General features: G+C 68.3%; 12 protein-coding genes and 1 tRNA gene. 9 read left to right on the forward strand and 4 right to left on the reverse strand.

Annotated elements, in window-relative coordinates; translation table 11 throughout:
- The first annotated feature begins 3 nt into the window (after positions 1 to 3).
- The gene (locus tag MOTC310_RS01240; protein ID WP_331294301.1) at positions 4 to 246 is read left to right on the forward strand and encodes a hypothetical protein; all 243 of its coding nucleotides are present in this window, start codon (positions 4 to 6) and stop codon (positions 244 to 246) included.
- A gap of 142 nt (positions 247 to 388) precedes the next feature.
- Here MOTC310_RS01240 and MOTC310_RS01245 read toward each other — a convergent pair whose 3' ends face one another.
- Positions 389 to 868 carry a PAS domain-containing protein gene (locus tag MOTC310_RS01245; RefSeq protein WP_331300530.1) on the reverse strand — a complete coding sequence of 160 codons (480 nt, stop codon included), beginning with the start codon at positions 866 to 868 and terminating at the stop codon, positions 389 to 391.
- 815 nt (positions 869 to 1683) lie between these two features.
- Here MOTC310_RS01245 and MOTC310_RS01250 point away from each other — a divergent pair.
- Entirely contained in the window at positions 1684 to 1953 is a 270-nt protein-coding gene (locus MOTC310_RS01250) for a hypothetical protein (RefSeq protein ID WP_331300531.1), read from the forward strand.
- Between the two features lie 2 nt (positions 1954 to 1955).
- Here MOTC310_RS01250 and MOTC310_RS01255 read toward each other — a convergent pair whose 3' ends face one another.
- The 3 genes from MOTC310_RS01255 to MOTC310_RS01265 form a co-directional block, all read right to left on the reverse strand.
- On the reverse strand, positions 1956 to 2204 hold the full coding sequence (locus MOTC310_RS01255) for a hypothetical protein (RefSeq protein WP_331300532.1): 249 nt from the start codon (positions 2202 to 2204) through the stop codon (positions 1956 to 1958).
- Between the two features lie 602 nt (positions 2205 to 2806).
- Positions 2807 to 3022 (reverse strand): hypothetical protein, encoded by a 216-nt coding sequence (locus MOTC310_RS01260; RefSeq protein WP_331294297.1) that lies wholly within the window; start codon positions 3020 to 3022, stop codon positions 2807 to 2809.
- A gap of 75 nt (positions 3023 to 3097) precedes the next feature.
- A tRNA-Val gene (locus tag MOTC310_RS01265) sits at positions 3098 to 3172 on the reverse strand.
- A gap of 354 nt (positions 3173 to 3526) precedes the next feature.
- Between MOTC310_RS01265 and MOTC310_RS01270 the strand changes: the two genes are divergently transcribed.
- From MOTC310_RS01270 to cyoD, 7 genes are all read left to right on the forward strand, one after another.
- The gene (locus MOTC310_RS01270; protein WP_331294440.1) at positions 3527 to 4570 is read left to right on the forward strand and encodes a hypothetical protein; all 1044 of its coding nucleotides are present in this window, start codon (positions 3527 to 3529) and stop codon (positions 4568 to 4570) included.
- The gene (locus tag MOTC310_RS01275; protein WP_331300533.1) at positions 4570 to 6756 is read left to right on the forward strand and encodes a glycosyltransferase family 2 protein; all 2187 of its coding nucleotides are present in this window, start codon (positions 4570 to 4572) and stop codon (positions 6754 to 6756) included. Before MOTC310_RS01270 ends, MOTC310_RS01275 begins: the two co-directional genes overlap by 1 nt.
- Positions 6757 to 6924: 168 nt before the next feature.
- A complete protein-coding gene (locus MOTC310_RS01280) occupies positions 6925 to 8256 on the forward strand; it encodes an MFS transporter (protein WP_331294295.1) in 1332 nt (443 codons plus the stop codon).
- A 109-nt stretch (positions 8257 to 8365) separates the two neighbouring features.
- Positions 8366 to 9595, forward strand: a complete 1230-nt coding sequence (cyoA, locus tag MOTC310_RS01285) for a ubiquinol oxidase subunit II (protein ID WP_331300534.1) — start codon at positions 8366 to 8368, stop codon at positions 9593 to 9595.
- Positions 9596 to 9670: 75 nt separating this feature from the next.
- Positions 9671 to 11671 (forward strand): cytochrome o ubiquinol oxidase subunit I, encoded by a 2001-nt coding sequence (cyoB, locus tag MOTC310_RS01290; protein WP_331300535.1) that lies wholly within the window; start codon positions 9671 to 9673, stop codon positions 11669 to 11671.
- Between the two features lie 4 nt (positions 11672 to 11675).
- Positions 11676 to 12308 carry a cytochrome o ubiquinol oxidase subunit III gene (gene cyoC / locus MOTC310_RS01295; RefSeq protein ID WP_331294292.1) on the forward strand — a complete coding sequence of 211 codons (633 nt, stop codon included), beginning with the start codon at positions 11676 to 11678 and terminating at the stop codon, positions 12306 to 12308.
- Positions 12305 to 12709: a cytochrome o ubiquinol oxidase subunit IV gene (gene cyoD / locus MOTC310_RS01300; protein ID WP_331294291.1), complete on the forward strand. Its 405-nt coding sequence runs from the start codon at positions 12305 to 12307 to the stop codon at positions 12707 to 12709. The genes cyoC and cyoD overlap by 4 nt, the downstream gene beginning before the upstream one ends.
- The last annotated feature ends 13 nt before the right edge of the window (positions 12710 to 12722 follow it).

The following is a 12722-nucleotide window of genomic DNA, read 5'->3' on the forward strand; positions in this document are numbered from 1 at the left end:
TGCATGGCACACACCACACTGACGCTAGAGGACTGCCCGACGTCCAGCGCAGATGCGGCGGCCGATCTGCCTGCCGCCGTCTTCGTCGAACGCTGGCGCCTCATTACGGGTGAGCCCCCGGCGGCGATGCTCAGTTCACGCTCCGAGATGCTGACGCTGCTGGTCGAGAGCACGCCCGCGGCGCCGCTCGAGCCTCCGGTCTCGGCCTGGAAGCACCCGCCGGCCGGCAGTCGCGCAGACCGTTGATCGCCGCCGGCCCGCCTGCCCCGAGCCGAGTTGCGGATCCGCTCGGCATTCGAACCGGCATCGCTGAATCGGGTTTGCGGCATAGGAAAGCGTTGAATCGGACGCTCCCTGCGGGGCGCGATCGAACGGAAGCGCTCGCCGGTCAGTGCATATGCCGCCGCCGGTTCAGCACTTCGCGCTGAGCAAGCTTGCGACCGAGCGACATCAGAAGTGCATCGGCCTGCGCTTTCAAAGCCGGATCCTGCAGCTCCGTGATCGCCTCCTGTGCGGCGATCGCATGCTCGGCCGCCCGGTCCAGCTGGGTCTCCCCGATGCTGGGCACGGTGTCCCCGAACGTGCCCTCGCTCACGCGCAATGACGTGATGTCCACGAGGATCCCGCTTCCGCCCACCGGTCGTCCCTGATGATCCGCGGTGAAGCGCCCCCGCGCCAGAACCCAGCGGGTCTGGCCATCGGCCGAGACCACCCGATACTCGGTCAGGAAGGTGTTGCCTTCGCTGGCGCTGCGGCGGATCAGGTCGAGAACCCGCTCCCGATCCTCAGCATGCATCGCCTCGACGTAGGCGGTGAGCGGAACGCCGGCCTCAGCCCCCTCAGGCTCGATATCGAACAGCAGCGCCACGAAGGCGTCCGAGCGTGCACAGTCCGTAGTTGCATCCCATTCCCATCGACCGATCACGTCAAGTGCGTCGAGCGCTGACTGAAACGCCTTCGGGCAGGTCTGACCACCAAAGGATCTGGGCTTCGGCACCGTGCGTCATCCGTATCCATATCGGGAGCAGTCTGAGTAATCGACGTCGAGCCACAACCTCAAGAGGATCACCTCGAATGGCCGCAACTGTTGCGTGTTGAGCACTACCTATCCCGGTGGATTGCATTATGGATGCGTTCAAGCGGCCGCTCGTGCGCCGGTGGGGTTGCCCAATGGGATCCAAGGCGCCGCTCCCGAACGGAAAGTCCTCGACGTATCCTTCGGAGGATAGACACGCCGCGCGTCCGTCCCTGCCAAATCAATCGGCTCCGCACCGGCTTCTGCTGCGCATCTCGGACGCTCTCCGAGTGCCGCCCGAAATGCTCTGCGGACCATCGCCTCTGACCGCGTCAGTTCATGGGGCTGGCGAAAGCGAGTTCGCGCTCGATCGAGGGTGCGAGGAACTGCTTCTGGCCTACAGCCGCATCCGAGATCCCGAGGAGCGACGGCGGCTTCTGTCGCTCGTGAGGGCGGCAGCCGAGCGCGACTGAACCTAACCCTCCGCTGCCCCGCACCGTGATCGGATCGAGGCCGAGCGGACGGTTAGCGGACCGGCAACCATTCGGCCCTACCCCGCCGGCATGTCCGACCTCCCGCCCGCCGTCGCCTCGTGGCGCGACCAGATCGAGCGTCTGTCTGAGCACGCATCGCCGTGCCGATATCTCCTGCCGGCGAAGTGGCCGCCCATGCGGGCGAACGCGCTGGCTTTCATCGACCAGTTCGGCGCCGAGGCTCACCGGCTCGGCTGGACGGCGCCGCAGCTGTTCGGCGTCCATCCGGAGCACGGCTTCCTGCGGGTCGAGTATGCCGGCGCCCTGATGGTCAACGACAGCCGGGTCACCGGCGTCGAGCCGGACCGGGTCGTGTTCGACCGCTTCTCAGGCTACCGAACGAAGCCCGGGCAGACCTGGGGGCCACCGGTCTGGGAGTTCGCGGCGCGTGGGCTAGGGCGGTAGGCCTACTCCACCTCGGCAGCCTCCTCGCCGTCCCTCACGCCCAGCGCAGCCTTCTCTGCGAGCAGCGTCGCCAACGCGGACCGGACGCGGTCGCACTGTTCAGCGCGGGGAAGGTCCGCCGCGTCGAGCAGCGCGTTGCGGTACCGCGTCTGGATCGCGGCCAGTTGCGTCGGCAGCCCCACTTTCCGGGGCGCCTTCTCGGCGACCTCCGCCTTGAGCGGCTTCTTCTTGGCGGGCGTCTTCCCAGGCATGGCGAGCCAAGCCGCATGCAGGTTCTTGGTTCCGTCGCGTCGCGTTCTCCACCGATCGTGGAGGCCGGATAACGCTCGGCCGCGGCATCCGAGATCGGCCGCCATTCCCATTCGTCCACCGGTCGCGAAGATCGTCGGCGCCGGCGGCTTGAACGGGGTGCCTCGGCAATGTGCAGCCCGGTCGAGTGTGCGTCGATTGCGCCACCTGCAGGCGCTCGGGACGCTGCAGCGTCGCGAGCCTGCTCGAGCCCTACGGGCCAGATGTCTCGACTGCGGACCTGCTGCGGTACCTGACGGCGTCAGGTCGGATCAGCGTAAGCCCGGGACGCCGCCCGCGCGCACGTGCGGGCACCTCCGTCTCGCCGCGATCCACCCTACCCTCGCACGGGCAGACCAACGCTCCGGTGCCGCCCGGCACCCCCTACACGATCGAGGTGTCCACCTAAGCTGTCTCGGCGGATTCACGCCGCGCTATCCCTGCAGCCACATCATGTGCGGGATGGCGGCTCGCTCGCGGCCGAGGCAGGTGGCGTCGCTCATTCTCTGACCGGGTGCGTCAGCAGGATCGCGGACCGGACCATGTTGCGCTCCCCGGCCGGCTTTCAGGTGGTGAGCGCTTCGGCTGCACGGGTGTTTGTCCGGAGCGTCTCGACGTGGTCGAGCGTCCAGCCCTTCGCGAGTGGCTGGGCCTCTGTCGCCAGATCCGCGAGGGCCGCGTCGACCGCGACGTCAATCTCGTGGTCGGTGATCTCGACGGCTTTCCGGAGTTCGGAGACGGTTGAGTGGCACCGCGCGAACCTGCCTGCGAGGTCCGCCAAACCGGTCTCAGGTTCGCTGAACCTGAGTAAACTCACTCACCGTCTGTAAAAACCATCGAACCTCAGGAGGTAAGATGGTGGGCGCGACAGGGATCGAACCTGTGACCCCTACCATGTCAAGGTAGTGCTCTCCCGCTGAGCTACGCGCCCGGGCCGGAGCCGTTCGAGCTCCGGTGGGCGGGGCCTATAGCGGCTGCCCGGCGAGGGCGCAAGCGGAACCTGCAAGCCGAGGCCGATCGACCGCGTCCCCCGCGGGGCCGGCCGAGGCGCGCGCCGCTCCGTTCGCCCCGCGACCCGATCGGATAGCGCATTCTGCATCAATGGCTTAGAGACGGGGTCCTCGAGCCGGTTGGTTCAACCCACCGGGATCCGCCTCCGGGCCGAACGCGCCATGGTGCACGCCGACGGAAAAATGCGCTATGGCCCTGCCGCTCGGCATCCGGCCGCGCCGCGACACATGGCGGACACATGGCGCCGGCATGCCGCCGCCTCACGCTTCAGGACATGCGCTACTTCATCGACCACGATCAGGGCGATTCGATCCGCGGCTGGATCGTGCCGGACAATCCCCTCGCCATCAGCCGGGTCGTGGTCGCGGTCGACGGACGACGCGTGGCCGAGGTCCCGGCCAGCGTCATCGACGAGGCCTTCAAGCGCAACGGTTGGCACGCCACCGGGCAATGCACCTTCGTGGTCACGGAGGCCGAGGTGCCGGGGCTGTCCGAGATCCCGCGGCTCGAGCTCTACGACGCCGACACCAACGTGCTGGTCTACCGCCGCGTGCCGACCGAGGGTCAGGTTCGGCTGCGGACCATGCTGATCAACACCGGCATCGAGCCCGAGATCGTCCTCCAGACGGCGCTCTTCCCGTATTTCCAGCACTGCTATTTCGGCATCCACAAGCTGCCGGACGAGATCCTGAGCTGCGTGCTGGCCGGGCCGGCCGCCCCGTCGGCCCTTCTGTCGGGCGCCGTGACCATCCCGCGCTACGAGAACTTCATGACGCCGGACCTGATGGTCACGGCCATCCTGCTCCAGGAGCCGCAGATCGAGATGGCGGCCCGGATGCGCTGGCTGAAGGCCCGGGCCGCGGATGCCGCCGATCCCGCGCGCAGCTGGCGCCTGGGGCCGCTCGCCGAGGCCGCCGCCTTCGCGGACGGGTACGACTTCTCCGACGTGAAGAGCCTCAAGCGCTTCTTCCGCATGCTGCCCGAGCCCGCCTACCGGCTGCTCTACAACCCGCTGACCCGCCAGCTCGGGACCCGCATGCCGGACGACCGGCTGCATCCCGGCAACTCGATCGCGGCGATCGAGATTCTCGCCCGCGTCGGCATCGTCGGCCACAAGACCCGGTTCCCCGCCTTCGCGTCGACGCTGTTCGACCGCCTCGGGATCGGCACGCCGATCCCGACCCTGCCGCCGGTGCCGGCCGAGACGCTGGCGCTGGCCGAGCGCCTGAAGAGCGTCAAGGCGGTTGAGGACATGATCGTGTTCGACGTGGCCATGTCGGACGCCGTGAAGGCCTCGGTCGACAAGAGCTGGAGTTGATGGTGCGTTCGACCGGGCCGGCGGCGCCCGAATTCCGCCTCCCGACGGCGCAGGTCACGGGGCCTTGGAGCAGGCGGCGCGCCCTCGCGGCGCGGGCGGGCTCCGACGGGCTGCGCGTCGCGCTGCCGGATCTCGCGGGCCAATGGGTCGAGATCATCCTGTCCAACGACCCGGCGGAGGCCCGCGACACCCTACCCGACATCAGCCTCGTCGGCCCCGACGGGCGACCGGGCACGCTGCTGCCCCAGGAGGCCCGGGGGGGCGGCGCCTTCGCGTGGATCGGCTGCCTGCCCGAGGACGTCGTCGAGCTGCGCGTCGCCGATCCGGCCGGGCGGGTGCCGGTCCGGCTGCGCCGGATCGCCGTGCGCCGCCTCGCCCGGCCGGTCCTGGCCGCCCGCGGGCTCCTGCGCGATCCCGGCCTGACGATTCAGGCGCTCACCTGGCGGATCCTCGGCAAGAAGGTGCGGGCGCGGGGCTTTCTCGGCCGGGCGCTGCGCCACCGGCGCGTGAGCGGCTACGAGGCGTGGCTCGGCACCCACACGCTGCGCCGCGCGGAGCGGGACGGGATCGCCGCCGAGATCGCCGCCTGGACCGATCCGCCCCTGATCTCCGTGCTGATGCCGGTCCACAATCCGGACCCGAAGGTGCTGCGGGCGGCCCTGGCGTCGCTGCGCGCGCAGCTCTACCCCCACTGGGAATTGTGCGCCGTCGACGACGCCTCCACGCGCCCCGAGATCCCGCGGATCCTGAGCCGGGCGGCCGAGGCCGACCCGCGCATCCGCGTCCTCACCCGGTCGGAGAACGGCCACATCGCCCGGGCGACCAACGACGCGCTGGGCATGGCCCGGGGCGCGGTCTGCGCCTTCATGGACCACGACGACGCGCTCACCGAGGACGCCCTCTACGAGGTCGCCCGGGCGCTGCGCCGCGACCCGGGCCTCGTGCTGATCTACAGCGACGAGGACAAGATCGACCGGCGCGGCCGCCGGTTCGACCCGCATTTCAAGTCCTGCTTCGACCGCGAGCTGCTCTACGCCCAGAACTACATCAACCACCTCACGGTCGTGCGCACCGAGGCGCTGCGCGCCGTCGGCGGCCTGCGCCCCGGCTTCGAGGGCAGTCAGGACCACGACCTGCTGCTGCGGCTGACCGACGGGCTCGACCCCGCCCGCATCCGCCACATCCCCCGGATTCTCTATCACTGGCGCGCCGCGCAGGGCTCCGGCACCTTCTCCGACCGGTCGCTCGCCCGGGCGGAGGCCGCGCGCCTGCAGGCCCTGGAGGAAGTCGTGGCTCCCTGGGGCGGCCGGGCCGAGCGCGGCCCCGGCGGCTTCAACCGCCTGATCCGGCCGCTGCCGGCGCCGCCGCCGCGGGTCTCCGCGGTCATCCCGACCCGGGACCGGGCCGAGATCCTGTCGGTGACCCTCGACGGGCTGCTCGGCGCGACCGACTACCCGGACATCGAGGTGATCATCGTCGACAACGACAGCCGCGAGCCCGAGACCGCCGCGCTGTTCGCCCGCTACCGGGACGATCCGCGGGTGCGCGTCGTGCCGGTGCCGGGAGCGTTCAATTTCTCGGATCTGTCGAATCGCGGCGCCGCCGCCGCCACGGGCGCGGTGCTCCTGTTCCTCAACAACGACATCGAGGTGCTCGAGCCCGGCTGGCTCGCCGAGCTCGTCCGCCACGCGGTGCGGCCGGAGATCGGGGCCGTCGGGGCCAAGCTCCTCTATCCGGACCACACGATCCAGCACGGCGGCATCGTCCTCGGGATCGGGGGCGTGGCCGGCCACAGCCATCTCGGCGTCGCGGACGCGGATCCGGGCTATTTCTGCCGCATGGTCATCGCCCACGAGGTCTCGGCGGTCACCGGCGCGTGCCTGGCCATGCGGGCGGACGTCTTCGCGGAGGTCGGGGGCTTCGACGCCCAGGCCCTGAAGGTCGCCTTCAACGACGTCGATCTCTGCCTGAAGATCCGCCGGGCCGGCTACCGGATCGTCTGGACGCCCTTCGCCAAATTGGTTCACCACGAGTCGAAGAGTCGCGGGGCCGAGGACACGCCGGAGAAGCAGAAGCGCTTCGAGGGCGAGGTGCTGACCATGCTCGACCGCTGGGGTCCGGAGCTGCGCGCCGACCCCTATTACAACATCAACCTGTCACGGAATTCGGCGCATTACCGCGTGTGAGCGGTACGGGCCCCGGGTCGCCGCCGATGGCCGCGACCGCGCGGTGCTATGCATGCGTCAGTGGGTGAACTTGCGTCCGGAGCCGGTTGCGATACCTCTGGACATGCCGCAAGAGGCAGTTCCGGCCAAGGCGTCCCCACGGGCGCGCGGCGAGGGCGACAATCAGAGATGAGTGCGAACACCCCTACGGTCACGGGCCTGGAGCGCGACGCCCAGCAGGCGATGGGAGACCACAAGGTCCATCCCAACGAGATCGCCATCGGCGTGGTGATCGGACGCGCGTCCGAATACTTTGATTTCTTCGTGTTCGGCATCGCCTGCGTGCTGGTCTTCCCGAAGGTGTTCTTCCCCTTCGTCGACCCGCTGAAGGGCACGCTCTACGCCTTCTCGATCTTCGCCCTGGCCTTCATCGCCCGGCCGGTCGGCACCGTGCTGTTCATGGCGATCGACCGGCGCCACGGCCGCAGCGTCAAGCTGACCACGGCGCTGTTCCTGCTCGGCGGGTCGACGGCGGCCGTGAGCTTCCTGCCGCGCTACGACAGCATCGGCATCTCGGCGGTGTACATCCTGGCCGGCCTGCGGATCCTGCAGGGCCTCGCCCTCGGCGGCGCCTGGGACGGCCTCGCCTCGCTGCTGGCCATGAACGCCCCGCGGGAGCGCCGCGGCTGGTACGCGATGATCCCGCAGCTCGGCGCGCCGCTGGGCTTCATGGTGGCGAGCGCGCTGTTCGCGTTCTTCCTGGTCAACCTCGACGAGGCCGACTTCATCGACTGGGGCTGGCGCTTCCCGTTCTACTGCGCCTTCACCATCAACGTGGTCGCCCTGTTCGCCCGGCTGCGCCTCGTCGCCACCGACGAGTTCGCCCGGATGATGGACCTCGACCGGCTGCGCCCGGTCCCGGCCCTGGAGCTGTTCCGCCATCACGCCGGCGACGTGGTCCGCGGCGCCTTCGTGCCGCTCGCCGCCTTCGCGCTGTTCCACCTCGTGACGATCTTCCCGATCGCGTGGCTGGCGCTGAACAGCACGACCCGCTCACCGGGCGAGTTCCTGATCGTGCAGTTCTCGGGCGCCATCGTGTGCGCCGGCGCGGTCGCGGCCTCCGGGCTTATCGCCGACCAGATCGGCCGCCGCAACTGCCTGATCATGAGCTCCTCGCTGATCGCCTTCTTCGCCCTCGGCAGCATCATCGCGCCGCTCCTGTTCGGCGAGAGCGCCATCGGCCAGACCATCTACGTCACGATCGGCTTCATGCTGCTCGGCCTCGCCTACGGCCAGACCGCGGGTGCGGTGAGCGCCCGCCTCGGCAACCACTACCGCTACACCGGCGCCGCGCTCACCTCCGACTTCGCGTGGCTGATCGGCGCCGGCTTCGCGCCGCTCGTGGCCCTGTTCCTGTCGCAGCGCTACGGCCTGGCGATGATCGGCGTCTACCTCCTCTCCGGCGCGGTCTGCAGCCTCGTGGCCCTGTTCACCGACCGGTCGGAACTGCGCCAGATGTAGGCGGCGGGCGGCGCTGGCCGCCCGACCCGCCCGTAGCTGACAGGAACGCCGCCTCGCGCGGCACGGCAGAAGCGCCGCGGCAGCGGCATGGGATAACGAGACGCGTGCTGTGACCTCTTCGACCCATCGACCGGACAGGACTGAGACCGCGACGCGCCGAGGCGGTCGCGGGCGGCGCCTCCTGCCGTTCCTCGCCCTGCCGCTCCTGACCCTGCTGGGCGGCTGCAACTTCGTCGTGCTGCACCCGGCCGGCTACGTGGCCGAGCAGCAGCGCAACCTCGTGCTGGCGGCGACCGGGCTGATGCTCCTGATCATCGTCCCGGTGATCGCCTTCACGCTGATCTTCGCGTGGCGCTACCGCGCCACCAACGAGGACGCGGTCTACGACCCCGAATGGCACCACTCGACGCAGCTCGAGGTGCTGATCTGGACGGCGCCGCTGATGATCATCATCGCGCTCGGCGCCCTCACCTGGATCGGGACCCACACCCTCGACCCGTTCCGGCCGCTCAGCAAGATCGACCCGAAGCGCGACGTCCCGGCCGGCACGGTGCCGCTGGAGGTCGAGGCCATCGCGATGGATTGGAAGTGGCTGTTCCTCTACCCGCAATACGGGATCGCCACGGTTAATGAGCTGGCCGCGCCCGTGGACCGGCCGATCCGCTTCAAGATCACCGCCACCGACGTGATGAACACGTTCTACGTGCCCACGCTCGCCGGCATGGTCTACGCGATGCCGGGCATGCAGACCCAGCTCCACGCGGTGATCAACCGCGAGGGCGCCTACGAGGGCCGCTCGGCGCATTACAGCGGCGCCGGCTTCTCCAACATGTTCTTCAAGTTCCACGGCCTCACCAACGAGGGCTTCGACCAGTGGATCGCCAAGGCCAAGGCCCAGGGCGGCGAGCTCACCCAGGAGGCCTACCTGAAGCTCGAGGAGCCGAGCGAGGCCGAGCCGGCGCGGTTCTACAAGGCGTACATGAAGGGCCTCTACGACCGGATCATCGGCATGTGCCCGCGGCCCGACCAGATGTGCGTCGGCGAGATGGTCAAGATCGACGCGCAGGGCGGTGCCTCCGGCACGGAGGCTGCCGAGAACTACAAGCGGCTTCAGTACGACAACCGCCTCGCCGAGCGCGGCGTCGAGGGGCCGGGCGCCACGGCGCCGGCCTCGGAGACCGGGCCGCACGGCCAGACGCAGCCGCAGGGCATGCAGCCGCGGCCCGACATGGGCAACCCGGACGTCCGGGGTCAGAAGTCGCCCGACAGCCAGGGCAAGGGCTCCGGTGAGGGCCAGAGCGAGGGCGGCCAGGTCGCCCCGAAGCAGCTGAACCAATGAGGCCGCGCGCGATGACAGCGGACTCCACACACAAGACCGGCGGTCGCCGTCGAACCCACTGAACGGGCCGATCCCATGTTCGCAAACCTGGACCTACAGCAACTGCTCCTCGGACGATTTACGATCGAGCAGATCCCCTACCACGAGCCGATTCTGCAGGCGACGTTCGCCGGCGTGGCCGTCGTCGGCCTCACCGTTCTGGGCGTCATCACCTACTATCGCTTCTGGGGACCGATGTGGCGTGACTGGATCACGTCGATCGACCACAAGAAGATCGGCATCATGTACTGCATCTTCGCGGGCGTGATGCTGCTGCGCGGCTTCGCCGACGCGGTCCTGATGCGCTCGCAGCAGGCCGTGGCGTTCGGCCAGGAGCAGGGCTTCCTGCCGCCGCACCACTACGACCAGATCTTCACCGCCCACGGCATGATCATGATCTTCTTCGTGGCGATGCCGTTCGTCACGGGGCTCATGAACTTCGCCGTGCCGCTGCAGATCGGCGCCCGCGACGTCGCCTTCCCGTTCCTCAACAACTTCAGCTTCTGGATGACGGTCGCCGGCGGCATGCTGGTGATGGTCTCGCTGTTCGTCGGCGAGTTCTCCCGCGCCACCTGGCTCGCCTACCCGCCCCTGTCCGGGGCGGCGATGAGCCCGGGCGTGGGCGTCGACTACTACATCTGGGCCCTGCAGATCGCCGGCATCGGGACGCTGCTCTCAGGGATCAACCTGATCGCCACCATCGTGAAGATGCGGGCGCCCGGCATGACCATGATGAAGCTGCCGATCTTCGTCTGGTCGTCGCTGTGCACCAACATCCTGATCGTGGCCGCCTTCCCGATCCTCACGGCCGTTCTCGCGATGCTGTCGCTCGACCGCTACGTCGGCACGCACTTCTTCACGAACGACCTCGGCGGCAACGCCATGCTGTACTTCAACCTGATCTGGATCTGGGGTCACCCGGAGGTCTACATCCTGATCCTGCCGGCCTTCGGCGTGTTCTCGGAGATCACCTCGACCTTCTGCGGCAAGCGCCTGTTCGGCTACACCTCGATGGTCTACGCGCTGGTGGTGATCACCATCCTCGCCTACCTCGTGTGGCTGCACCACTTCTTCACGATGGGCTCGGGCGCGGACGTGAACTCGTTCTTCGGGATCACGACCATGATCATCTCGATCCCGACCGGCGCGAAGATCTTCAACTGGATGTTCACCATGTACCGCGGCCGGATCCGGTTCGAGGTACCGATGATGTGGGTGGTGGCGTTCATCGTCACCTTCGTGATCGGCGGCATGACCGGCGTCCTCCTGGCAGTGCCCCCGGCCGACTTCGTCCTGCACAACTCGCTGTTCCTGATCGCGCACTTCCACAACGTGATCATCGGCGGCGTGCTGTTCGGCATGTTCGCCGGCGTGACCTTCTGGTTCCCCAAGGCCTTCGGCTTCAAGCTCGACGAGTTCTGGGGGAAGATGGCGCTCGTGTTCTGGGTGACCGGCTTCTACGTCGCCTTCATGCCGCTCTACGTGCTCGGCCTGATGGGCGTGACCCGGCGCATGCAGCACTTCGACGACCCGTCGCTGCAGATCTGGTTCGTGATCGCCGCCATCGGCGCGGCGCTCATCGCCTGCGGTATCGCCTCGCAGATCATCATGTTCGTGGTCTCGATCCGCAACCGCGACAGGCTGCGTGACCTCAGCGGCGACCCGTGGGGCGGCCGGACCCTCGAGTGGTCCACCTCCTCGCCGCCGCCGGACTACAACTTCGCCTTCACGCCGGTCGTCCACGATTCCGACGCGTGGTGGGACATGAAGAACCGCGGCTTCGACCGCCCGCTCAAGGGCTACAAGCCGATCCACATGCCCAAGAACACCGCGGCCGGCGCGATCCTGGCGGGTCTGAACTTCACCTTCGGCATCGCCATGGTCTGGTACGTCTGGTGGCTGGCGGCGCTCAGCTTCGTGGCGATCTTCGTCGTCGCGATCGCCCACACCTTTAACTACAATCGCGACTACTACATTCCCGCCGACGTCGTCAGTCGGACGGAAGGTCAGCGGACGCGCGAACTGGAGATGGCGTGATCCGATGATGCACGCGGAGACTGCACCCCCCGGCGCCGCGGCGCCGGTCTTCTACCAGACCGACGAGGAGGGCCATCACTCCGAGGGCTCGACCATGCTCGGGTTCTGGCTCTACCTGATGAGCGACTGCCTCATCTTCGCGACCCTGTTCGCGACATACGGGGTGCTCGGGCGCAGCTACGCGGCCGGCCCCACCCCGAAGGAGCTGTTCGACCTGCCGGGCATCGCGGTGAACACCGCCATGCTGCTGTTCTCGTCCATCACCTACGGCTTCGCCATGCTGGAGATGGACCGGAACCGGGTGAAGCAGACGCAGATCTGGCTCGCCATCACCGGTCTGTTCGGCGTCGCCTTCGTGGCCCTGGAGATCCGGGAGTTCGTCCACCTGTTCCACGAGGGCGCGCCGCCCTGGCGCAGCGCGTTCCTGTCCTCGTTCTACACCCTGGTGTCGACCCACGGCCTGCACGTCTCCATGGGCATCCTGTGGCTGGTCGTGCTGATGGTGCAGGTCAGCAAGCGCGGCCTGATCGTCGAGAACAAGCGCCGGCTGATGTGCCTGTCGATGTTCTGGCACTTCCTCGACCTGATCTGGATCGGCGTGTTCACCGTCGTCTACCTGATGGGAGTGCTCGAATGAGCGCCGACGCACACCGCCTCACCGGTCACGGTCAGGACACGCACGACGCCCACGCCCACAGCGAGGGCGGCCACGGCACCTTCCAGAGCTACATGACGGGCTTCGTCCTGTCGGTGATCCTGACGGTGATCCCGTTCTGGCTGGTGATGGGCAACGTCCTCGACAACAGCCTCGTCACCACCCTGGTCATCCTGGCGCTCGGCGGCGTCCAGATGGTCGTGCACGTCATCTACTTCCTGCACATGAGCACGAAGTCGGAGGGCGGCTGGACCTTCATGGCGCTGATCTTCACCATCACGCTGGTGGTGATCATGCTCGCCGGCTCGGTGTGGGTGATGTACCACCTCAATCACAACATGATGCCGATGGATGCCCACGACGTCATGAACAACGCCCGCTGAGCGCGCGTCCGGA

The sequence above is a fragment of the Methylobacterium oryzae genome (assembly GCF_036441375.1).
GTDB classification, from domain to species: domain Bacteria; phylum Pseudomonadota; class Alphaproteobacteria; order Rhizobiales; family Beijerinckiaceae; genus Methylobacterium; species Methylobacterium oryzae_A.